The following is a 24,762-nucleotide window of genomic DNA, read 5'->3' on the forward strand; positions in this document are numbered from 1 at the left end:
GTCCTGTAAGGACGAGCCAAATCTAGCCCAAGGTTTAACCTTGGGCTAGATTTGTGATCAGGCTTACAGCCTTCAGAATCAGTAAGAATGAACAATACATACAGTTACTCCCGCAGGCACAGTATTTCCGGCACAGGCACTTTTGTGGTCGTGCTGATAGCTTGTATTGCCTGCTGGGTCGTAAGCTACTTCAATTCGATCGGTTATCCGGTATACGGAGAGGTGACAGCCCCTCCCCTGTGGAACGCCATCTGCCAGGTTCTGCCTGGCAAGGCTTTTACGTATACCATAGGTATGCTGTTGATGTTCGGGGGAGCTCTCCTGCTCCACCGGGCCAACTATATCCTGGTGCTGATCCGCGAAAAGACGCTGCTTCCTTTTCTGTTTTATGTACTGTTCATTAGTACCAATCCGGACTTCCTACCGTTGAAGTCCACCTCACTCGGCGTATTCTGCCTGATCCTGGCTATTTACCAGCTATTCACATCCTACCATGATCCCTATGCCAAAAGCAACGCCTATAATGCCGCCTTGCTGATCGGGATAGGTAGTTTGTTATGGGTACATATCCTTTGGTTCATTCCGATCTTCTGGATAGGGATGTATAATTTCAGGACCCTGAATATCCGGACATTTATCGCATCCTTATTGGGTGTAGGCACTGTTTACTGGTTCCTGCTGGGCTGGTGTGTCTGGTTTCGCGATTTCACGCCATTCACCGTTCCGTTCGCAGGATTGTTCAAAATACGTTTCCTGATTGCTACCGGAATCGGACTGCTCGACTGGATAGCGATTGCTGCCGTGGCTCTTTTAACGGCGGTTTCCGCCATCAATATCATTACGCACGAATATGAGGATGTTTTACGTACACGCCAATTCTTATCCTTCCTTATCGTCCTGTCCGTATGGGCGTTTGCGCTCTATTTCATTTACGAACAGGCTTCGGAAGAGTTTCTTGAAACAGCCTGTGTCCCGGCTTCGATACTGATCGCCCATTTCTTCACCGTTATGCGCGGCAGGATCATCTTCTGGACATTCTATTCGACCATCGTGCTTTATTTTGCCCTCTTATTCTTACGTATATGGAATTTCTTATAGAATATGGATACATCGGGGTGTTTATTGCCTCTTTCCTTGCTGCAACCATTCTGCCTTTCAGCAGCGAAGTCGTACTGACAGGCGTACTGCTAGCCGGTTCAGCCTATTGGCCTTGCATGATTGCCGCCACACTGGGGAACTTCCTGGGTGGCATGAGCTGTTACTGGCTTGGTATGTTGGGGAAAGTGGAATGGATCGAAAAATACCTCAAACTGGATGCCAAAAAGCTCCAAAAGGTACAGGACTGGATCGCAGGAAAAGGATCATGGATGGGCTTCTTCGTCTTCCTCCCCGGTATCGGTGACTTCATAGCGGTAGCATTGGGCTTCCTCCGCGCCAATATCTGGATCGTTGCCATTTCGATGTTCCTGGGCAAGGCCATCCGCTATTGGGTGTGGATGGAGTTTGTCTACAAGGTACAGGGAATGCTGTAAAGAGTTCCCTGTATCCCTAATCTAAAATTACTCTGCCAGCCACTGGTTCAGTTGCGTCAGAATCTTTTCCTTGATGTCTTCAGGCATATTGCCGATACGCGAACGGTGACTGCCACGAGGTTGGAAATAGACTTGTTCGTTTTTCTTTCCTTTGAAAACCGGAGCATGTGCCGCTGTCCACGGATCGATCTCGCCATAGATGAAGATCATCTTCGGGTCATTATCCTTCAGGAAGTTATATATCTTATGATAAAGAGCCGGACGAAATTCCACCTTGTCTACCAATTCTTTCGGAAGCATGATACGGTTTAAGTATCCTTTACTGCTTTCTATAGTCAGATACTTTTTAAAGGGCTTTGTGTCGTAGCCATAGTAACCCAATTCACGGGCTGCCTGTACAAAGAATGAGATATTCGGCTGGTTTTCGGCAAAATAATCAGGACTGCTGATATCCATCAGATGATCGAATAGAACTTTCGTTTCAGCATGTAGAGAAGGGATAACGGAAACAGATGTTCCCCACTGCCACAGGGCGAAAGGATATTCCAATACGCAATAATCCAGCACCTCGGCCATCGGAATACGGTATTCCAAGCCTTTCTCTTTAGAGAACGATTCGAGCAAAGGGAGCATATCAGCTTTACGTTTCAGTACTTCCAACTGAAAGCCTTCTATCTTCTTACGCTCTTTTTTCGTACCTACCTTACGGAGGAACAGTTCGTGCCGACCATCTTCCACTCCCTTACACAGCGGACCTACATACGGTACTGAAATATCGACATCGTCCGGAAAAAAAGCACAGTAAAGCATGGTAGTCTGTCCGCCCTTGCTGATACCGGTACTGATCCATTTACCGGTATAAAGCTGCTTGAATGTCTGGTTGACGTTATGCAGGTCATAAGCGGAGTTCTCGGCAGTCAGATAATCCCAGTTGCAGGGTTCGGGAGTGGATTCCAGAAAATAACGGTATTCCACAAAGATCAGGTTCGCATTCAGCAACTTCGTCAGTTCTTCCTGATATTTGGGATTCAGGGCGTAAGCGCCACCATAACCTTCTGTTACGATAACGGTCGGACGGTCGAAGCCGACATGTCCGATAACGACACGCTGGGTAAAAGTTCCCACTTCCGGATGCTTCGGGTCGATAGGTTGGGTGATACGTACCAGGTACTTTTCCGGATAGACATCCGATTCGAGTTGTTCGATAGTACTGATTCCCTTCAGGGAGGCAAGCTTCTCTTTCAAATCTCCCGGTGCGGCAAAGGCAACCAGGGTACAAAGAAAAGAGAGGAGCAGAAGATTGAATGTCCTTCTCATGGTTTATCTTTCTTGTTGTTTATAATTTTTCGTTTGTTAGCGATCGTCCGGATCAAGCCTTCATATTTTGCCCGTTTGACAGCTGACTTGGCAAAGATACGATTATAATCTTCACGGGTAAAGTCCGCCAGGTCTTCTTTTTTAAAGGAAAGGAAGGCGGGTGAGGGGATAAAAGTCTCTTCACGGGTAGGAACAGCAAAGCGGTTCCAGGGGCAGACCTCCTGACAGGTGTCGCAGCCGTAGAGGCGGTTGCCCAGGCGGGAGGCAAGCTCGGAAGGGATATCTTCTTTATGCTCGATAGTGAGGTAAGAGATACATTTGTTTGCATTCAAATGCCTGGCGGACTCCAAAGCCCCTGTCGGACAGGTATCGAGACAACGACGGCAATTGCCGCAACGGTTCTCCTGGGGGCTGTCGTAGTCGAGTTCCAGCGTAGTGACAATCTCACCGAGGAAAAAGAAAGAGCCTTTACCGGGGATGATAAGGTTGGTATTCTTGCCGATCCAGCCGAGGCCGGCTTTCCAGGCCCAATAACGTTCGAGAAGAGGTGCGGAGTCGGTAAAAACCCGAGCTTCAAGGTTTTCCGGAGCAGATGGATTACCTCCCTCCTGTCCCCTCTCAAGAGGGGAAAAGTGACTCCCAGTCACTACCTGTTGTCCGAAAGAATCGAGTGCCTGAGGGAAGGTTGGAAGAAGCTCTTCCGTGATGTATTGCCAGAGTTGACGGAGCTTGTCTTTCAGGACGAGGTGGTAATCCTTGCCATAAGCATAGTAAGAGATGCGGGGGGCATCGGGAGATTGCTTCTGTGCCGGATAATAATTAAGGGCAACAGAGATAACCGAACGGGCACCTTCGACCAAGCCGGCAGGGTTCAGACGGATATCCCGGTAGTTCTCCATATATTTCATCCCAGCATGACATCCTTCTGCTATCCAACGGTCAAAAAACAAAGCTTCGGTGTCTGCGGGTGCCACTTCAGCTATTCCGCAGGCATCGAAGCCTAATTCTTTTGCTTTGTTCTTTATATGGGCAGACAGGTTCATTGCATATTGGCACATTACCCCATTGACACATTATTCAAACACCTTAAACGTATACCCTTCCTGCTGCAACCATTCAATGGCACGAGGCATGGCTTCACGCATGTTCATCTCGGCTTTGAGAGAGTCATGGAAGACGATAACAGAGCCGTTGCGGGTATAATTTTTCACCACATTGAAAACACCGTTCGGAGTCATATGCGGACTGTAATCGCGGGTCACCACATCCCACATGATAATCTTGTATTTCCTTCTGAGGGCCACTACCTGCGGGAAACGCATATGTCCGTGCGGTGGTCTATACAGGTCGCTGTGGATATATCCGGCAGCCTGCTCGATATCATCCAGGTAGTTCTTCGTCCAATATTGAAGCCCCTGAATATGATGGAAAGTGTGATTGCCTACCCGGTGTCCGCGATCGAGCACCATCTGATAAACTTCAGGATGTTTGCGGACATTATCTCCTACACAGAAGAAGGTCGCCTTCACACCATATTTGTCGAGTATATCCAAAACCCAAGGGGTAACCTCGGGAATAGGGCCGTCGTCGAAGGTGAGATATACACACTTCTCCTTGGCCGGTATCCGCCAGATTACCCCTGGGAACAGGACCCTGTAGAACCAGGGCGGTTGTTCTATAAACATATGTTACTTATTTCCGCGAACCGAACCGTAAGCCATCCGGTAGTTGTCAAACTCTTCCTGATACTTCTTAGCAAATTCGGGGTTATAATGTTTGCTGACGGCCAGCACTTGCTGCATGACGGCCAGGTTATGTTCCAACTCTCTTGTCACAGAAGCCAGCTGAGACGGTTTCAGACGGAAGAACCAGTCGATATTACGCATAGCATTCTCTGCAATTCCGGTAAATACCTCTTCAGCCTTTTCATCCTGGTCGAGTGCATAATAAAGCTCACCCGTAGAAAGTGCCGTGTAATCCAACGGAACGTTTTCCGGTGGCAATACTTCCATACTCTTGTTCAACACGTTCAATGCTTTCTCATTCTTACCTTCTTTCAGCAAGTCTTCAGCCAGTTTATTGAACAACGCCATACGGTAGCTCTTACACATACGCATCACATTCTCATCCAGGTAAATACCAGGTTTATCCACGCCACCCCACTTGAATTTGTTCATCACGTTATCGTACATCTTCTCTGTGTTGGTGCCTTTGTTCGCCTGCTTCGGAACGATCTGATATGCCAGACCTGTCTGTTCGAAATAGCCGTCCAGACCGACAAACTGATCAGGATTTACAGTAATCGCATAGTAAATAGGACGTTCCCAGTTGTTGGTCTGCAACATATCCAGGATGATCAACTCTTGTTTACCCAGTGCAGTCTTACCTTTCAGGTTGATAGTCATTTCTTTCAGCATGTCGGTAGAGTCGGCAAGACCCTTCGCCATAGCTGTAGCCGAATCGACTTTATAGATCAATGTCTCTGAAGGAATATAATCGAGTTCCTGGTTGAATCCCGGTATCTTCTTGAATTTCGGGTCATTGCTGCGTACGAAATTCAAACCGGTGTTCAGGTCGATAGGCTTATCCATCATCGGAACGATATAGGCTGCATCGCGTGTACCCTGTATATAATCCGCACGATCCCACGAAATAGGCAGCGGTGCCGATTCGTAAGCCTGCTTCTTCATCTGGTCGATATACCAGTCTGTCTGCAGATAGCTGGTGTTACATACACGGACATCAGTACGGATACCTTCCACTTCCTGCGCATACCACAACGGGAATGTATCGTTATCGCCATTGGTAAAGATTACTGCATTCGGTTCACAGGATTCCAAATAGTTAGCACCGAAATCACGGCAAACATAACGTCCTGAACGGTCGTGGTCGTCCCAGTTTTGTCCTGCCATCTGAATAGGAACGAACAGGCATAATACGGTAGCGATGGAACCGGCAGCTACAGCAGGTAACTTTCCATACTTCTCGATCAGTTTGGCAAGCGCCGCGACACCGAATCCGATCCAGATACAGAACGCATAGAAGGAGCCTGCATACGCATAGTCTCGTTCACGCGGCTGGTACGGTGTCTGATTCAAATAAAGCACGATAGCGATACCAGTCATAAAGAACAGGAAGAAAGTGATCCAAAAACTCTGGATACCACGCTGGCCGGAATAAGCCTGATACAACAGTCCCAAGATACCGAGCAGAAGCGGCAGCATATAATAGACATTATGTCCTTTATTGTTCGCGATATCGGACGGCATGTTATCCTGCGGACCGACAAGCACCTCGTCGATCGCCTTGATACCGGTGATCCAGTTACCGTTCATCACCTCACCATTTCCCTGGATATCGTTCTGACGTCCGGAGAAGTTCCACATAAAGTAACGCCAGTACATGAAGTTCAGCTGATAAGCGAAGAAATAACGCAGATTTTCGGCAAACGTCGGTTTCATCACCGTCACATTCTCACCACAACGGTTGAACTTCACAGGTTCTCCCTTAAACTGCGACCATTCCTTATAAGCTCCCACATGGGCATCGACATTACTGTACATACGCGGGAAAAGCATATTCAGCTCATCCACATATTCATAATCGACATCATGACGGGAAACGAAATATTTATCCTTTTCATTCGGATCTTTCTTGATCACACGGCTCCATACAGCTTCACCTTCCTTAGTGACAGGTGCACAGTTTCCTCCCTGGTTCTCACGTTTTACCTCCGAAGCAAATGTCTGTCCGTAGATCAGCGGTGTCTTACCGTACTGTTCGCGTGCCAAATAAGAACGCAATGTGAAGATATCGCTCGGTGCATTTTGGTTCATCGGAGTATCCGCCGTTGCACGGATCATCGTCAGTGCATAAGATGAATAACCGACAACGATCACCATCAGACAAACCAAAACCGTGTTAAGCAATTTGATATTCACCTTTTTGCTCATGAACAGGTAAGCTGTCAGTGCAGCCGTCAGGATCACAGCGATCACATAACCGCTACCGATGAACGGAACACCTACCAGCACGATCGATACGATAAAAGCGATCTTCATGCGCACCGGATTTATCTCATCGCGCATCGTTTCCCAAATAGCCCAAATCAATACGCCGGCCAATGCGATCACATAAGCAAAGACACCCGAGTTGTAAGGCATACCCAGTACATTCACGAACAAGAGTTCGAAATAACCGCAAACCTCGACCAGTCCCTGAACGACACCATACATCATCAATCCGACGATCGCAAAAGAAACCAGCAACGCATAGATGGTCCCTTTCATCGTAGGATTCGGGAATTTCTTATAATAATAAACCAGCACGATAGCCGGGATACAAAGCAAGTTCAACAGGTGGACACCGATACTCAACCCCATCAGGTAAGCGATCAGCACGATCCAACGGTCGGCATGCGGACGGTCTGCCGCCTCTTCCCATTTAAGAATCAGCCAGAAAACCAATGCCGTGAACAGAGAAGAGTAAGCATATACTTCACCTTCTACCGCACTGAACCAAAATGTATCGCTAAAGGTATAAGCCAAAGCACCTACCAGACCGCTACCCATGATCGTAATCATTTTGCCTAATGAGATTTCGTTCTCATCGTTCACCATGATCTTACGTGCCAGGTGCGTAATACTCCAAAACAGGAATAAAATGGTCAGCCCGCTAAACAGTGCCGACATCGAATTCACCATTTTAGCCACCATGGATGTATCCGAGGCAAGTTGCGTGAACAGGTTAGCCGTCAACATAAAGAACGGTGCTCCGGGCGGGTGCCCTACTTCCAGTTTAAAAGCTGAAGAAATGAACTCACCACAATCCCAAAAGCTGGCAGTGGGTTCCATAGTCATCAAATAAACGGTAGAGGCGATCAGAAAAACAACCCACCCCAACACGTTGTTGATTAGTTTATACTTTCTCATGTTTGTATAAAGTGTGATAATTAATTGTCAAAATAAGCTATCCTCACACGGACAGTCGGCCGCAAAGGTAAGCATTTACGTTTAATACCAACGCCTTAATACCTCATAAATTGTATTGAAGAGATTAGAATTATATTAAAAAAAGTCTGATTTTTAAGTGACTGAAGATGACATTTGTATGACAGGAATGTCAGATAGCAAAAACCGCCATTTCATCAAGCGTAACTTACAAACACACTCGTTTTCTCCCGTTTGTAAGTTATGATTAAAAGTAAGGATGCAAAATTTTCGAGTGTGGAAGAATAGATTAATGCCGAAACATAGTTAGACTAAATCGCATTTTTACCGAATGGGAATGATAAATATTCAATAATTATCCCTACGTGGAGAACAATTCCCTGCATTGTGTTGTATATTTGTCTCTATCCTTTTTGGTTGCCGATAATTATCGACAGGCCTGCTCACAATTGTCGACAGGCTTGTTCATAATTATCGACAGGCTTGCCCACAATTGTCGACAAGCAATTATGTCGGCAGGCAACCAGAGTGACATCACATTGTTTTTACAGACACATTAGTATAAAACAAGAATAAGAATGGGAATAAAATTCAAAGTGCATGAGACACCGCAGCCGAAGAATCGGCCAGGGAAGAAATTAAGTCATGCACGGGCAGTATCCGACGGTACAGCAAAAATGGACTATCTATGCAAAATAATCTGCTCTCGGTCTACAATCTCCTCGGCAGACGTAAAAGCGGTGCTCGACTCTTTTGCATGGGCCATCACCCTATGCCTAAAAAGCGGGCAGCATGTGGAACTGGAGGAACTGGGGTATTTCTCACCTTCACTCCGTACCCAGCCGTCGGCCGACGGAAAGAAAATGACGGTTATGGTGGACGGAGTAAATTTCCGTTGCTCGGAAAAGCTGAAAGAAGGATTAAGAAATGCAGAACTCGAACATGTTAAAACTCCGGCTAAGCTGACACTCGACGAACGGAAAAAGAAGATGCTGGATTTCCTGCAACGAAACAAGCGGATTTCAACACTCGACTATGCAGAATTGAACGGCTGTTCACGTTATCGTGCCACTGCCGATATAAAACTATTTGTCGAAAAAGGTGTTCTTTCTAAAATAGGAGGCGGAACGCATGTCATGTATGTATTACCGATTAATAATGAATAAAATAATTAATAACCGAATGAAACAAAAACGATTTTTAATCTATTCCCTGTTAAGTTTCTTCTGCCTCTTCCAACTGGCAGCACAACAGGAAATGCAACCACTGCCTATCGATCCGCTGGTTCGCTACGGTAAACTGTCGAACGGATTGACGTATTATATCCGTCACAACGAACTTCCCAAAGAACGGGCCGACTTCTATATTGCGCAAAACGTAGGCTCCATGTTGGAAGAAGAGAATCAGCGCGGACTGGCTCACTTCCTGGAACACATGGCTTTCAACGGATCAAAAAACTTCCCGGATAAAGGAATGGACGAATTCACCGAGAGTGTAGGTATGCGCGGCGGCGAAAATTTCAATGCTTATACCAGCTTTGATGAGACAGTGTATATGATCATGAACGCTCCGGTCACCCGTGAAAGTGTGGTAGACTCCTGCCTGTTGATCCTGCATGACTGGTCGGGCTTCATCACACTGGCCGATTCCGCCATAGAGAAAGAACGCGGCGTGATCCGTGAAGAATGGCGTACACGCCAGGATGCGCAAGCACGTCTCTGGGAACAGCAACTACCGAAGATGTATCCGGACAGCCGTTATGCCCACCGCATGCCGATCGGAACGATCGATGTGATCAACAACTTCAAACCGAACGAACTACGCGACTACTACCACAAATGGTATCGCCCCGACCTACAGGCTATTATCATCGTTGGCGACATCGATGTCGATAAAGTGGAAGCAGCCGTTAAAAAGATCTTTGCCGATATCCCGGCTCCGGTAAACCCGGCTCCCCGCGAAATGTTCGAAGTGGCAGACAACGATATGCCGCTAATCTCCATTGCTACCGATAAAGAGGCTTCAAACACGATCCTGTCTATCTTCTACAAACATGAAAAGATGCCGCAGGATATGTATGGTACGATTGCCGGAGTGGTAAAAGATTATATCCAGAGCGTAGCAGCCACGATGATGAACGAACGTTTCAACGAAATGGTACAGAAAGCCAATCCTCCGTTCGTTGCAGCACAAGCTTCAGACGGCGATTATATGATATCGAAAACTAAAGGTGCCTGGTCGGTAGCCGCATTGGTTAAAGACAATGAAGTAGACTCTGCCATGAATGCGTTGGTCACGGAGACAGAACGCGTAAAACGTTTCGGTTTCACTCCTTCTGAGTATGATCGGGCACGCATTAATGTGCTCAAACAATACGAATCGCTCTACAACGACCGCGACAAACAACGTAACAGTGCCTTCACCAACGAATATGTACGCCACTTTACCGAAGGTGGATATATTCCGGGTATTGAAACGGAATACGCGTTGATCGGGCAGATCGCCCAGGCTGTTCCGGTTGAACAGGTCAACAAATATATCCAGGATATGATCGGCGACCGGAATATCGTTATCAGCCTGACCGGTCCGGAAAAAGAAGGTGTCACCTATCCTACCGACGAACAGCTGCTCCGCGACTTTATGAAAGCGCAACGCATTCCGGTAGAACCTTATAAGGAAACACTTTCGAACGAACCTTTGATCTCGGAACTACCAGCTCCGGGTAAAATCACGGATAGCAAAGAAGATCCGTTGTTCGGTGCCACCGTATTGACCTTAAATAACGGCATTAAAGTAGTACTGAAACATACCGATTTCAAAAAGGACGAGATCATTATGACGGCAACAAGCCCAGGTGGAAGTACCTTATTCGGAAACAAGGATATCGACAACCTGAAAGTATTCAACGAAGTCATCGACCTGGGCGGCCTGGGAAATTTCTCGGCTATCGACCTCAACAAGATGCTGGCCGGCAAGAAAGTATCCTGCTCTACTTCGCTCGGAATGGATAGCGAAAACGTAAATGGCTCCTCCACTCCTTCCGACCTGAAGACGTTATTCGAATTGATCTACCTCAATTTCACGGCTCCGCGTATGGATGAAGAAGCATACAAATCTTTTGAAAACCGTATGATTGCCCAGCTGAAAAATGTGGAACTAAATCCAATGGTAGCCTTCAGCGACTCACTGACGAAAGCGATTTATAATAATAACCCGCGTGCCATGCGTATCGATCCGGCCGATTTCAAGAATATCAGCTATCCGCGTATCATGGAAATGTACAAGGAACGCTTCGGCGATGCCTCCGGTTTTGTCTTTACTTTCGTAGGAAACATCAATACCGACAGTATCCGTCCATTGGTAGAACAATATCTGGCAACTCTGCCCGCCAACGGTAAAATAGAACAGGGAAATGTAAAAGAGGTTCCGGCCATCCGTAAAGGTGAATACATAAATCGTTTCAAACGTCAGATGGAAACCCCTAAAGCTTCCGTCGTAAACTTCTATTCCGGAGAAATGGATTACAACCTGGAAAACATCATCACGGCCACCATGTTGAAACAGGTGCTCGACCTGGTGTATATGGAAAAGGTACGTGAAGAAGAAGGCGGCACATACGGTGTACAGACCTCTGCCCGTATCTCTTCTTTCCCCAAAGGACAAACCTTTCTGCAAGCTTATTTCGACACCGATCCTGACAAACGGGAACAGATGAACACAATCGTACGCAACGAACTGAAACGTATCTCCGATATCGGTCCCCGTCCGGAAGATTTCAAAAAGACGCAGGACAATATCCTGAAACGTCATGCAGAGAACCAACAGGAAAATGGTTACTGGCTGAATACGCTGGATAATTATTACTACAAAGGATTCGACGCCGCAACGAAATATGTCGAAACTGTCAACAGCATCACTCCTGCCAAAATACAAGCCTTTACAAAAAAGCTACTTGGCCAGGGAAATAGTATCGAGGTGGTGATGGAGCCGTAATACGATATAACATTCGCCAAATTTAAAATAAGATAGTATCTCATACGAGTTCTGTCCTATTTTAAATTTGGCAATTTTATTGGAATATCACCTTGCTTATTTTACTTTTGTACGGAAAACTAAGAATATGAAAACTTTATCTTACTTATTTTCTATCCTTATTGTCTTTTTGTGTATCAGTTTTAATGGATATTCGCAAGAATTGACAACCGAACTAAACACTGGTTATAAAGTGGGAGATTATGAAGTGTTTGTATTTGCTGAAGGTTCAGGAGATGCAGAGACGGGCTTATTGATAGACGCGCCGGCAGATATAACAGCTAAATATGCTCCAAACGGAACCTTCCCGATCGCAACAAACGTCGTATTGGTAAAAGGGAAAGGCAAAGTATGGCTCATAGATACCGGCTACGGATGGAAAATTTTCGAGCATATGAAGAACCTTGGTGTTGAATGCCAGGATGTAGACCAAATACTGTTGACACATATGCACGGAGACCATGTCGGAGGAATGCTGTTGGATGGAAATCCAGTTTTCGTAAACTCATCGATAGCCGTAAGCGACAAAGAACTGGCTTATTGGAGCAGTGAAGTAGAAATGAACAAATTCCCGCCCGACCAGCGCGGAAATTTCCATACAGTCCAGAAGATAAAGGAACAATACGGTACAAAAGTCAAAACAGTACAAGCTCTTGCGCTCGACGGGGATTACGGCGACGGCATCTTCCCGATAGAGGCCTACGGCCATACTCCAGGACATATAATGTACCTCATCTCCGACGGCGGCGAAAAGCTGTTGGTATGGGGCGACCTGACACATGCCCTGGCTATACAGATGCCACATCCCGAGATATCTATAACCTATGACGTCAATCCCGACATGGCACGGAAAACACGCCTCAAAGTACTGGAATACCTCGCCGACAAGGACATCGCCGTAATAGGAATGCATGTTCCGGTTCCACAGCCGGGAAAGATTGTGAAAGATGAAATTTCCGGAGGATACAGGTTTTTATCAAAACTAAAATAGCGTATCCATCTGTTTCATGGGAGTACACATATAATCTAACGAAAAAGTAACTAAAAAACAAATAAAGAGGATAAAGTCATCCTCTTTTTTTATCTTTGATCCGTAAACCTTAAATCAGACAACAATGTATATCAGGATAATACTATTATTTATCATTCCTTCATTCGTTTGTTCAGGATATGCCAACGGGCAATCAGTATCCGAAAACATCGAAAAAATGCTGCAAAGCCTTGACTCGCTTCTTGCTGAAAAAGAGACTTTTGTCGTTGCCAAAGAGAAACGGATCGAAGAACTGAGAAAAATGGAACAGAAAGTTCAGACGGAAGAAGAGCAATACTGGATGAATAAACTGTTCTATGAAGAATTTATGGTATACGACAGCGATTCGGCATTAAGTTACATACATAAAAACCTGAATATCGCCCGGAAACTGAACAATCCACAGTGGATCGCACAATGGAATATCGAACAATCTTTTATATTATCGGCTACCGGATTCCTGAAAGAAGCACTGGATGCTTTGAATGAGATAAATGTAGATAATCTGTCATCTTATGCCAAAACGGATTATTACGGACAGATGATGTATCTTTATTCGCATTACGGCCAATATTCCGGGGAAGATTCCCAGCAAAGTATACTTTATTATGCCCAGGAAAAGATATACCGGGATTCTATTTTTTCCAGTATACCGGATAATCATCCCTATTATTTATGGTACAAAGGATGGCAGTATAACGGAACTCCTATGGCAGAAGAGGCAAAAGAACAGTTGAGATTATCGCTTGCTTCTGCTTCGTTCGATTCCAGAAAGGAGGCCATGAATGCATATATTTTAGCAATAATGAATAGAGACGAAGGTAACGAAGAGGAATATCTTCGTTACCTCATCTTATCAGCCATGGCTGATATCCGGTCGGCAAATCATGATATCGCATCATTGGAAGAACTGGGAAAAACCCTCTATGAAAAGGGAGCCACAGACCGCGCCTATTCGTATCTTAACTATTGTCTTGGATGTGCACAGCTATATAAAAACAGGATACGTATGATCGGTATTTCCTCTGCATTGGACGCCATCCATAAAACCTATGAACAAAGAAATAAAAAACAGGAAGCCGATTTACGCCGCTATCTATTCATTGTAAGTACGTTATTGTTGGTTCTGCTTGCAGCCATATTCTTCATCGGATTACAAATGAAACGGCTGAAAGAGTCACGAAAGAAACTGAACAAAGCCAACCAGAGCCTGAATAAACATGTCGAAGAACTGGAGCAGGCTCATGAACAACTGGCTGAAGTGAATAATCAGCTCCAATCATTGAACGAACAATTATTGGAAACCAACAATAAACTGACGGAATCAAACTATGTCAAAGAAGAATATATCGGTTATGTATTCAATATATGTTCAAACTATATCAGTAAACTCGATGAATACAGGAAAAATATAAACCGGAAGATCAAAACCGGTATGATAGACGAAGTGAAAAAGATGACGGATAGTTCTTCAATGGCTTCCAATGAACTAAAAGAATTTTACCGCAATTTCGACGCCATCTTCCTGCATATCTATCCGGACTTTGTTTCCGACTTTAATGCATTGCTCGAACCGGATAAACAGATCATACCTAAAGAAGGAGAATTATTAAATACCGAACTACGTATCTATGCATTGGTCCGTCTGGGAATCAGCGACAGTGTAAAAATAGCCGAATTCCTCCATTGCTCTGCCCAGACAGTCTATAACAACCGGCTGAAAACACGTAGCAAAGCAATCGTACCCAAAGAACATTTTGCAGAAATTGTAAAATCTTTAGGAAAAATAGAGCGCTAAAACAAACTTGAAAGCCTCCTTAACCTGATAAAATAACTTACTTTTTACAGGCTCATAAAATCCATAAAATGCTATTTATCAATAATATAATAAATACCACGACTTACTTCTGCTGTTTACCAGACTATTGAAGCCCACGAACCACACTTTACTTTTGCAAATACAATAAAAGTAAAAAACGATTAGTATGTTAACTTTAAAATGTATTTATCTTATGAAGAACATTTTATTTAAACGGAGGTATTATGGAGGTATCATCCCCATCTTATGCCTGTTATTATTATTCCCGACACTTGCATTCGCCCAGAAGTTCACGATCAGTGGACAAGTAAAAGACACTCAGGGCGAACCAGTCATCGGTGCAAATGTTATTATAAAAGGAACGACCAACGGGACCATTACAGACCTGGATGGTATGTTCTCTATTCCTGACGTTGAGCAAAGCTCCGTCCTGGAAATCTCTTTTATCGGTTATACCCCCCAACTGGTGAAAATTTCTGATAACAAACCGTTAATCATAACACTGGCAGAAGACAGCCAGGCACTGGACGAAATTGTCGTTGTGGGTTATGGTGTTCAGAAAAAGAGTGTGGTAACAGCGGCTATCAGCCGTGTAACAGCCGACGAACTGAATGCAGCCAAACCTTCCCGTGTGGAAGATGCGCTGAAAGGAAAAGTTTCCGGCGTACAGATCACACAAAGTTCCGGCCAGCCGGGATCAGACTCTAAAGTGCGCATCCGCGGTATCGGAACGGTCAACAACAGCGATCCGTTATATATCGTAGACGGTATGCCGGTAGACGGTGGTATCAACTACCTGAACCCGGTGGATATCCAATCTGTCGAGATCCTGAAGGATGCTGCATCGGCAGCTATTTACGGAGCCCGCGCAGCCAATGGTGTTGTACTTGTAACGACCAAGAGCGGTAAAAGCGGTAAAGCGACGATCAACTACGATTTCAGCTACGGATGGCAGAATCCCTGGAAAAAGAAAGCAGTCCTGAACGCACGCGAATACATGACTATTATGAACGAAGCACAGGTGAACGACGGAAATGCTGCTCTTTACTCGCAGGAAGAAATTGCTTCCGCAGGTAACGGAACCGACTGGCAGGATGCCACTTTCAACTATGACGCTCCGGTTCAGCAACATCAGGTAAGTATTAACGGCGGTAGCGACAAAATGCAATATTTCCTTTCTTTAGGCTACTTCAATCAGGAAGGTATCGTCGGCGGTGACTACGGTAAATCAAACTACGACCGCTGGAGCCTTCGTTCTAACTCTACCTATGAAGTGTTTGAAGCACAAGACCGTAAATTCCTCAACAAACTGAAGGTTGGTGTCAATATAGGTTACTCGAGAGGTACGAATTCTACTGTCGAATCCAACTCGGAATACGGTTCTATCCTGGGTAGTGCCATCACGTTCTCTCCCCTGGTTCCTGTTTATGCCAATGAAAAAGAATCGGCTGAAATCTTGGCAAAATATCCGACGGCTGTCGTAGACAAAAACGGACGTGTATTTTCTTTGCCGCCTTCCGGTTATCAGGAATTGGCCAACCCGGTTGCCCAGTTGAATGCTCCTTCCGTAACAAAAAATAATGAAGACAAGTTCGTCGGCTCTTTCTGGGCTGAACTGGATGTACTTCCCGGACTGAAGTTCAAAAGCAGCTATGGTGCCGACCTGGCATTCTGGGGTGCCGACGGATATGGTTTCGAATATTATATGGGCTCCATGAAGAAAAACGAACAAAGCTGGGTACAAAGCGAAATGAACCGTGGCTACAGATGGCAGGTAGAAAACGTATTGACCTACAATAAAACATTCTTTGAAAAGAACAACCTGACAGTCGTTTTAGGACAGTCTGCACAAAAATACTCAGTTCGTAAACTGGGTGGCAGCGACTACGACCTGCTTGAAACAGACCCGAACAAGGCTAATATCAACTCTGCTACCGGCAGCCGCGACGACGAACGTACATGGGGTGGCACGGATGGTTACAACTTTACTGCCCTGGCTTCTTATTTCGGCCGTATCGATTATAACTACGACGAACGTTATATGTTGCAATTCACAATGCGCCGCGACGGTTCTTCCCGCTTCGGACCCAATCATAAATGGGCTACATTCCCGGCATTGTCTGTCGGTTGGAATGTGTTGAACGAACCTTATATGCGACAATTCCAGAGCGACGTATTCAATTCTATGAAGGTACGTTTCAGCTGGGGTAAGAACGGTAACGAAAATATCGGTAACTTCCGTTATACAGCCCTAATGGATGGCGGACAAAACTACTATTTCGGTGGAGGTTATAGCGTAAAAGATAACGGTAAAACCGGAACAATGCAATACGGTTCTTCACCGGCAGCTATTGCCAATCCTAATATCAAATGGGAAGAGTCGGAACAGATCGACCTCGGTTTCGATGCCCGCTTCTTCAATAACGGTTTGAATTTCGGTTTCGACTATTTCAAGAAGAAAACAAACGGAATGTTAATGGACAAACCGATCCCAAGCTACGTAGGACAAAGCGCTCCGATGAGTAATGCCGGAAAAATGCAGAACTGGGGACTTGAATTCGAACTGGGCTGGAAGTCTTCTGTCAAAGATTTCAACTATTCAATCAGCGCCAACGCTTCTTACCTGAAAAACAAGCTGATCGACCTGGGTAATGCTTCCGGTCTGGCTACTTACGAAAGTGCCGGTGCATCCGGAGTAGGTGAATATGTACGGGCAACCAACGGGGATGTCTGGCCTTACTTCTACGGGATGAAAACGGATGGTATCTTCCAGACTTGGGACGAAGTAAATGCCTATACGAACGATAAAGGCGAACTCTTACAACCGAAGGCACAACCCGGTGACGTTCGCTTCGTGGATACGAATAAAGACGGAGTGGTAGACGATACCGACAGAACAAAGATCGGTAAAGGGATGCCCGACTGGACATTCGGTTTGACACTGGGCGCAGACTGGAAAGGATTCGACCTGAATCTCTTCTTCCAGGGAACTTTCGGAAACGATATATTCGACTTCGCACAACGTGGCGATATCCCGGCAATGAACCGTCCGACATGGATACTCGACAGATGGATGGGTGAAGGTTCTTCCAACTCTATCCCCCGCATGACAGCCCAGAACCCGAACGGAAACTGGCGTTCTTCCGACCTGTATGTAAAGAACGGATCTTATGTTCGCCTGAAAACAGCCCAGCTGGGATATACCCTGCCTACTATATGGACTAAGAAAGCGTCCATACAAAGACTAAGAGTATACGTATCGGCAGAGAACCTGTTCACATTCACCGGTTACGACGGTTTCGACCCGGAACTGGCCTCCGGCAATTATACTACGATCGGCGTGGATAAAGGTATCTATCCGCAATCGAGAACGATCTCTTTAGGAGCTAATATCACTTTCTAACATTTAAACGTATTTATCATTATGAAAAGATATAAATTATTCGCTTTTGCATCTCTTTTGGCAACTGCCGTCATGACCACTTCCTGCGGTGACGATTTCCTGACAGCCGGGCCGACGGAAAAGCCGGAAGCCGGTGCAGCCGCAACCGAAGGAACGATCCTGTCCAGTTTGGGTTCGGCTTATCAGATCCTGATGTTTGACAGCTATGCAAACAACAATTATAATGCTGTGTTACTTATGTCCGACCTGCGTTCCGACGACTTGTTCAAAGGGGGAGGCGATGCCGGCGACCAGCATCAATTATATGTACTGTCGCAATTCAGTTCCAGTGCGGCAGAAACTCTCGACGGATTGTGGAGTATCTATTTTACCGGCCTGGCACGCGCGAACAATGCAGTTATTGCCTGTAAGAATGCAGTGAATGTGACGGAAGAAAAAGTAGCCCAGTATACGGCAGAATCCCATTTCCTGCGTGCTTACTATACTCATCTGTTATGGAAATTCTGGGGAAATATTCCTTACTTCGAAGCTCCGCTGGACGATCCTTACCTGGCACCTCAGATGAGTGCGGACGAAATATACCAAAAAATAATGACCGACCTGGAAATAGCCTGCGGAGAAGGTATGCCGATGAAAGTCAGCGGAGCCAACCTGGGACGTGCCAACAGAGCTGCCGCCCTGATGTTGAAAGCACGCGTAGTGATGTATCAGAAAGATCAGTCTAAATATACCGAAGTAGCCAACGATATGGCCACAATCATCAAAAGCGGCGATTACGAACTGATGGACGATTTCGATGCCATGTGGTTGGACGAAAATGAATTCTGCAAAGAATCCATCTTTGAAAGCAACCAGTTGCCGGAAGGTAAAACCTGGGATACAGGCTGGCAGGGATATGGTACGAACTTACCGGCATTTATCTCTCCGAATGAACTGAAAGATCCTGACGGAGTGTTCAAAGGAGGCTGGGGATTTGCTCCTGTCCGTTTGTCCGCTTACCAGATGTACGAAGAAGGTGACCTGCGTCGTGATGCCTCTATCAACGACTGGCGCGAAGGCAGTTATTCAAAACGTTTCCAGGATACAGGCCTGTTCCAGCGTAAATATGCTGCCCGAGAAGGATATAACCCTCCTCCAGGCGACCAGGATCTGAATTACTGTAATAACCTGCGTATTTTCCGTTATGCCGAAACACTGTTGAACTATGTGGAATTGGTGAAGATGGGAGGTGCTCCCGAAGCTCAGGGCGTAAGTGCAGATGAATGTTTCAACCAGATACGTCGCCGTGCCTTCGGAACCGACAAACCGATCGCTATCACAGCACAGAATATCAAGAACGAACGTCGTAAAGAATTTCTGGGTGAAGGAATGCGCTTCTGGGATCTGGTTCGCTGGGGAGATGCTCCGAGTGTGCTGACAGAAAACAACTCCGAGTTCAACTCTGTCCGTACCTTTGAAGAATGGATGAAATATCTTCCTATTCCCCAGGGAGAAATGACAAAGACGCTGGGAACCGAATTCGAATTGAAACAAAACGGTAACTGGAAATAACCGAATGGCTAATACGATAAAACAGACAATAATATGATAAGAAATATATTCAAATCAGGAATCATCGTCCTAATGGCCATTTTGGCCATGACCTCTTGCGACCCGCAAGACAATGACGACCATTCATTGGGTGCAATGCCCGAAGAAAGCCAGCTCGCTTTCTCCGCCACACCGAAAAGTGAACAACCGAACGTGATCGCACTGAAAAATGAATCGAGCATAAAAGGTGTCGTCACCTGGGATATGGGAGACGGATCGACCGCCAAAGGAGAAACGGCAGATGCGAAATATCCGTTTAAAGGAACTTATGTGATCTCGATGACCATGTATACTACCGGAGGATCGGCAACGATCACAAAGGAAGTCACGGTTGCACAGGACGATATGTCCCTATTGAACACTCCTATGTACAACGCCCTGACAGGAGGTGCCGAAAATCTGCAAGGTAAAACCTGGGTATTCGACCAATATCATAGCGGACACTTCGGAGTCGGACCGAGTACGGACGAAGCGCCTTCATGGTGGTCATGCCCGGCCAACGGCAAACTGGAATCGAGTCTTTATACCCAGGAGTTTACATTTATCCAGGTGGGAGTAAAAATGATCTGGAAAAACAATGGGTATATCTATACGAACGAAGCGGGTAAAAACGCATTGGGAGGTACATCTGTTGTTCCCCCCGCCGGAGACTTTGACGTAAAGTATGAACCTAAAGACGCATATACTTTTACATTGAATGAAACGGGTAAGACAATCACACTGAACAACGGTGCTTTCTTCGGCCATTATGCAGGAACATCCACTTACGAGATCCTGAGCCTGACAGACGACGAACTGTATTTGAAATGCACCAGTACCGTTGAAAGCGGTAATGGTTGGTGGTATCGTTTCATTCCGAAAGAAAAGAACGTAAAACCCGAAGTGGAAATTAAACCTGTTACATTGGTTGAAGATTTTGAGAAAGATAAATTATCCGTAGAATTCATCCCTGAAAAGATGGGAGATATGGGCCCTGTCTACTCGAATCCGGCACCGGTCGGCATCAATACGTCTAAAAAAGTATATCTCTATCAGAAATCGGAAGAGTTCTACTCCAATATCTCATGGGTATCGGAAGATACTAAGTTCGACCTGTCGGAAAATAACAAGATCCGTATGAAAGTATATATTCCGTCTTACAACGATTATACGACTGCCGCAGCTGTTGCAGGCGATTGGATCACAGTCAATAAGCTGCAGAAACAGGTTACTGTCAAATTGCAGAACACCGAAGCAGGCGATAATGCATGGGAAAGCCAGACTGAAATTGTAAAAGCAAATCTGGAGACCGATAAATGGATCGAACTCGAATTTGATTTCAGCACGGTAAAAGACCGTACCGATTATAACAAGGTTGTTATCCAGTTCGGTGCAGAAGGCCATGCCGCCCCGGGAATCTTCTTCTTCGATGATTTCTCTTTCAATAAATAAGAAACAAACAACAGATAGAGAGTTGGCAATACAGCAGCTCTCTATCTACTCATTCAAAACGGGAAGATGAAACACTCAATCACATAATGACCACCATGAAAACATACAAATTAAATATCTTCTATGCCGGATTACTGGCTCTCTCCATGATGGCATGTAGCCAGCCTTCCGGATCAGGGAAAGGAGACGCTGTTGAAAAACAAGTGGAAGCATTGCTCGGGAAAATGACTTTGCAGGAGAAAATCGGACAGATGAACCAACTGAGCCCGTTCGGCCCCCCGGAAGAGATTGCCGGACAAATCCGCAACGGAGAAGTAGGCTCCTTACTGAACATTACAGATCCGGCCATTGTCAATCAGATACAGAAAGTAGCGGTGGAAGAATCCCGGCTGGGTATCCCCCTGTTGATGTCGCGTGATGTCATTCACGGATATAAAACAATATTCCCAATACCCCTGGGACAGGCCGCTACTTTCAATCCTCAGATCGTGCAGGACGGTGCCCGCGTAGCCGCTATCGAAGCATCTGCCGACGGTATCCGCTGGACGTTTGCCCCGATGATCGATATCTCACGCGATCCCCGCTGGGGACGAATCGCAGAGAGTTGTGGTGAAGATCCGTATCTAAGTTCCGTCATGGGTGTAGCCATGGTAAAAGGGTTTCAGGGCGATTCCCTGAACGATCCGACCTCCATCGCAGCCTGTGCCAAACACTTTATCGGCTACGGAGCAGCAGAAGGGGGACGCGATTATAATTCGACATTCATTCCTGAACGCCAGCTACGTAACGTCTATTTCCCTCCGTTCGAAGCGGCGGCAAAAGCCGGATGTGCCACCTTTATGACCTCTTTCAACGATAATGACGGTATTCCTTCGACAGGGAATAGCTTTATCCTGAAAGATGTATTGCGCGATGAATGGAAATACGATGGTATGGTCGTTACCGACTGGGCTTCGACAGCCGAAATGATTTCCCACGGCTTCTGCAAAGACGAAAAGGAAGCAGCCTTGAAATCGGTTGATGCCGGCATCGATATGGAAATGGTCAGCGGTACCTTTATCCGCCACCTGGAAGAACTTGTAAAAGAAGGGAAGATATCGGAAGCGGCTATCAACAATGCGGTACGCAACATCCTTCGTCTTAAGTTCCGTCTGGGACTGTTCGATAATCCTTATGTAAACACAGACCAACATGTAAAATATGCACCTGAACACCTCGCCAAAGCCAAAGAAGCAGCAGAGCAATCGGTTATCCTGTTAAAGAATGACCGGGAGACCTTACCTTTCACCGATAAGATCCGTACCATTGCGGTCGTAGGTCCGTTGGCGGATGCCCCTCACGACCAAATGGGAACCTGGGTATTCGACGGAGAAAAAGCACATACCCAAACCGTACTGGCAGCCTTGAAAGAGATGTATGGCGACAAGGTACAGTTTATCTACGAACCCGGATTAGGTTACAGCCGCGACAAGAACACAGGCAATATCACCAAAGCCGTAAGTGCCGCCACACATGCGGACGCCGTACTGGTATGCGTCGGGGAAGAGTCTATCCTCTCGGGGGAAGCCCATTCTTTAGCAGACTTACACCTGCAGGGAGCGCAAAGCGAACTGATTACCGCCCTGGCAAAGACAGGAAAACCCCTCGTAACGGTTATCATGGCAGGTCGTCCGCTGACGATCGAGCAGGAAGTAAACCAGTCGGATGCCGTTCTCTACGCTTTCCACCCGGGTACTATGGGTGGCCCGGCTATTGCCGACCTGCTTTTCGGAAAAGTGGCTCCGAGCGGTAAAACGCCGGTTACCTTCCCGAAGATGGTAGGACAAATACCCGTTTACTATGCCCATAACAATACAGGCCGCCCCGCTTCCCGCCAGGAAACACTGATCGACGCTATTCCGCTGGAAGCCGGACAGACCTCACTGGGCTGTACCTCTTTCTATATGGATGCCGGTTTCGATCCTCTGTTCCCCTTCGGTTACGGATTGTCGTACACCACATTCAGATACGACAACCTGCAACTACCAACCGATAAGTTGACCGCCAACGGAACACTGGAAATCAGTTTCGACCTGACTAACACCGGTAAATACGACGGAACAGAAGTAGTACAATTGTACGTACAGGACATCTTCGGCTCTGTTACCCGTCCGGTCAAAGAACTGAAAGGTTTCCAACGCGTTTCCCTGAAGCAGGGTGAAAAGAAAACCGTCACCTTTTCTCTCCCGGTCGAAGAACTGGCATTCTGGAACATAGATATGCAGAAAGTAGTAGAGCCGGGCGAGTTCAACCTCTGGGTCGGCCCCAACAGTGCAGAAGGATTACAAACAACATTCACAGTAGAATAACAGATATGAAAAAGAATATATATTTAATGATCCTGCTTCTGCTGGTATCCTTTACCGGATGCCGGCAGGACGCAGCAACAGCAGGTACGGATACGACCGATATGCCCCCGGAAGCATTTATGCGTATCTCCGGTACCGGCCTGGTCACTCCCAAAGGACAGAAGTTCTTCATCCAGGGAACCAATCTCGGGAACTGGCTGAACCCCGAAGGTTATATGTTCGGCTTCAGCAAAACGAACTCACCGGGACGTATCAACCAAATGCTGTGTGAAATGGTCGGCCCCGACTTTACCGCTGAGTTCTGGAAGGCTTTCAAAGACAATTACATCACCCGCGACGACGTACGGTTCATTGCCGGGACAGGAGCCAACACCATCCGTCTACCTTTCCATTACAAACTCTTCACCGATGAAGATTATATGGGACTGACTTCCAACCAGGATGGATTCGCCCGCATAGATAGTGTGGTCAGCTGGTGTCGGGAGACCGGGTTATACCTGATCCTCGATATGCACGATGCACCGGGCGGACAGACCGGCGATAACATCGACGACAGCTACGGTTATCCCTGGCTCTTTGAAAGCGAAGCCAGCCAGCAACAGTTCTGCGACATCTGGAAGAAGATCGCAACGTATTACAAGAATGAGCCAGTAATCCTGGGTTATGAATTGATTAACGAGCCTATCGCCCCCTATTTCAGTAATATGGAAGAACTAAACGGCAAACTGGAGCCGTTATACAAACGGGCTACAGCCGCTATCCGTGAAGTGGATACCAACCATATCATCTTGCTGGGCGGTGCCCAGTGGAACGGCAATTTCCGACCGTTCACCGATTCCACCTTCGACGATAAGATCATGTACACCTGCCACCGTTACGGCGGAGAAGCGACAAAAGCCGCTATCCAGGAGATCATCGACTTCCGCGACCGCGTGAACTTGCCCATGTACATGGGAGAGATCGGACACAACACGACAGCCTGGCAAAATGCTTTCTGCCACGTCATGCAGGAAAACAATATCGGCTGGACCTTCTGGCCTTATAAAAAGATCGATGAGTCCTCTTTCGCCGGTATTAAAACTCCTGAGAATTGGGACCGTATCGTTGCTTTCTCGGAAGCTCCCCGGGGTACTTATCAGGAGATACGCGAAGCTCGTCCGGATCAGGAAGAAGCTAAAGCTGCCCTGATGGAATTTATAGAGAACAGCCGGTTACAAAACTGTATCATTCAGAAAGAATATATCCGCTCACTAAGTTTAAAAGCACAATAAAACGATATGAAACTGATTAAGTATATTGCTTGCTCCCTGT

At 46.3% G+C, this 24,762-nt stretch carries 15 protein-coding genes; 11 read left to right on the top strand and 4 right to left on the bottom strand.

Translation table 11 applies throughout. The features are described 5' to 3' along the window. The first annotated feature begins 87 nt into the window (after positions 1-87). Positions 88-1,098, top strand: coding sequence for a hypothetical protein (locus tag P3L47_RS05245; RefSeq protein ID WP_277782916.1), 1,011 nt, complete (start codon positions 88-90; stop codon positions 1,096-1,098). Next, complete coding sequence (locus P3L47_RS05250) at positions 1,083-1,532, top strand: YqaA family protein (RefSeq protein WP_122362158.1); 450 nt, start codon at positions 1,083-1,085, stop codon at positions 1,530-1,532. The genes P3L47_RS05245 and P3L47_RS05250 overlap by 16 nt, the downstream gene beginning before the upstream one ends. Before the next feature lie 27 nt (positions 1,533-1,559). Here P3L47_RS05250 and P3L47_RS05255 read toward each other — a convergent pair whose 3' ends face one another. The 4 genes from P3L47_RS05255 to P3L47_RS05270 are packed head-to-tail and all read right to left on the bottom strand — an operon-like array spanning position 1,560 to position 7,780. Then, a complete protein-coding gene (locus P3L47_RS05255; protein ID WP_277782917.1) occupies positions 1,560-2,849 on the bottom strand; it encodes an alpha/beta hydrolase family protein in 1,290 nt (429 codons plus the stop codon). After that, on the bottom strand, positions 2,846-3,892 hold the full coding sequence (gene queG, locus P3L47_RS05260) for a tRNA epoxyqueuosine(34) reductase QueG (RefSeq protein WP_277783668.1): 1,047 nt from the start codon (positions 3,890-3,892) through the stop codon (positions 2,846-2,848). The genes P3L47_RS05255 and queG overlap by 4 nt, the downstream gene beginning before the upstream one ends. 30 nt (positions 3,893-3,922) lie before the next feature. After that, on the bottom strand, positions 3,923-4,534 hold the full coding sequence (locus P3L47_RS05265; protein ID WP_122362154.1) for a polysaccharide deacetylase family protein: 612 nt from the start codon (positions 4,532-4,534) through the stop codon (positions 3,923-3,925). A gap of 3 nt (positions 4,535-4,537) precedes the next feature. Next, the gene (locus P3L47_RS05270; protein WP_122362153.1) at positions 4,538-7,780 is read right to left on the bottom strand and encodes a DUF2723 domain-containing protein; all 3,243 of its coding nucleotides are present in this window, start codon (positions 7,778-7,780) and stop codon (positions 4,538-4,540) included. A gap of 596 nt (positions 7,781-8,376) precedes the next feature. Here P3L47_RS05270 and P3L47_RS05275 point away from each other — a divergent pair. The 9 genes from P3L47_RS05275 (at position 8,377) to P3L47_RS05315 (ending at position 24,722) form a co-directional block, all read left to right on the top strand. After that, complete coding sequence (locus P3L47_RS05275) at positions 8,377-8,964, top strand: HU family DNA-binding protein (RefSeq protein WP_277782918.1); 588 nt, start codon at positions 8,377-8,379, stop codon at positions 8,962-8,964. Positions 8,965-8,980: 16 nt separating this feature from the next. After that, the gene (locus tag P3L47_RS05280; protein WP_277782919.1) at positions 8,981-11,791 is read left to right on the top strand and encodes a M16 family metallopeptidase; all 2,811 of its coding nucleotides are present in this window, start codon (positions 8,981-8,983) and stop codon (positions 11,789-11,791) included. Positions 11,792-11,918: 127 nt separating this feature from the next. Then, positions 11,919-12,821, top strand: coding sequence for an MBL fold metallo-hydrolase (locus tag P3L47_RS05285; RefSeq protein WP_277782920.1), 903 nt, complete (start codon positions 11,919-11,921; stop codon positions 12,819-12,821). A gap of 124 nt (positions 12,822-12,945) precedes the next feature. After that, entirely contained in the window at positions 12,946-14,658 is a 1,713-nt protein-coding gene (locus P3L47_RS05290) for a DUF6377 domain-containing protein (RefSeq protein WP_129731028.1), read from the top strand. 214 nt (positions 14,659-14,872) lie between these two features. Continuing rightward, on the top strand, positions 14,873-18,082 hold the full coding sequence (locus P3L47_RS05295; RefSeq protein WP_129731026.1) for a SusC/RagA family TonB-linked outer membrane protein: 3,210 nt from the start codon (positions 14,873-14,875) through the stop codon (positions 18,080-18,082). 21 nt (positions 18,083-18,103) lie between these two features. After that, a complete protein-coding gene (locus tag P3L47_RS05300; RefSeq protein WP_277782921.1) occupies positions 18,104-19,633 on the top strand; it encodes a RagB/SusD family nutrient uptake outer membrane protein in 1,530 nt (509 codons plus the stop codon). A gap of 33 nt (positions 19,634-19,666) precedes the next feature. Beyond that, positions 19,667-21,103: a PKD domain-containing protein gene (locus P3L47_RS05305; protein WP_277782922.1), complete on the top strand. Its 1,437-nt coding sequence runs from the start codon at positions 19,667-19,669 to the stop codon at positions 21,101-21,103. Positions 21,104-21,198: 95 nt separating this feature from the next. Beyond that, positions 21,199-23,451: a glycoside hydrolase family 3 N-terminal domain-containing protein gene (locus P3L47_RS05310; protein ID WP_277782923.1), complete on the top strand. Its 2,253-nt coding sequence runs from the start codon at positions 21,199-21,201 to the stop codon at positions 23,449-23,451. Between the two features lie 5 nt (positions 23,452-23,456). Beyond that, the gene (locus P3L47_RS05315) at positions 23,457-24,722 is read left to right on the top strand and encodes a glycoside hydrolase family 5 protein (protein ID WP_122362144.1); all 1,266 of its coding nucleotides are present in this window, start codon (positions 23,457-23,459) and stop codon (positions 24,720-24,722) included. Positions 24,723-24,762: the final 40 nt, after the last annotated feature.

The sequence above is a fragment of the Parabacteroides chongii genome, assembly GCF_029581355.1.
In the GTDB taxonomy this organism is placed as follows: domain Bacteria; phylum Bacteroidota; class Bacteroidia; order Bacteroidales; family Tannerellaceae; genus Parabacteroides; species Parabacteroides chongii.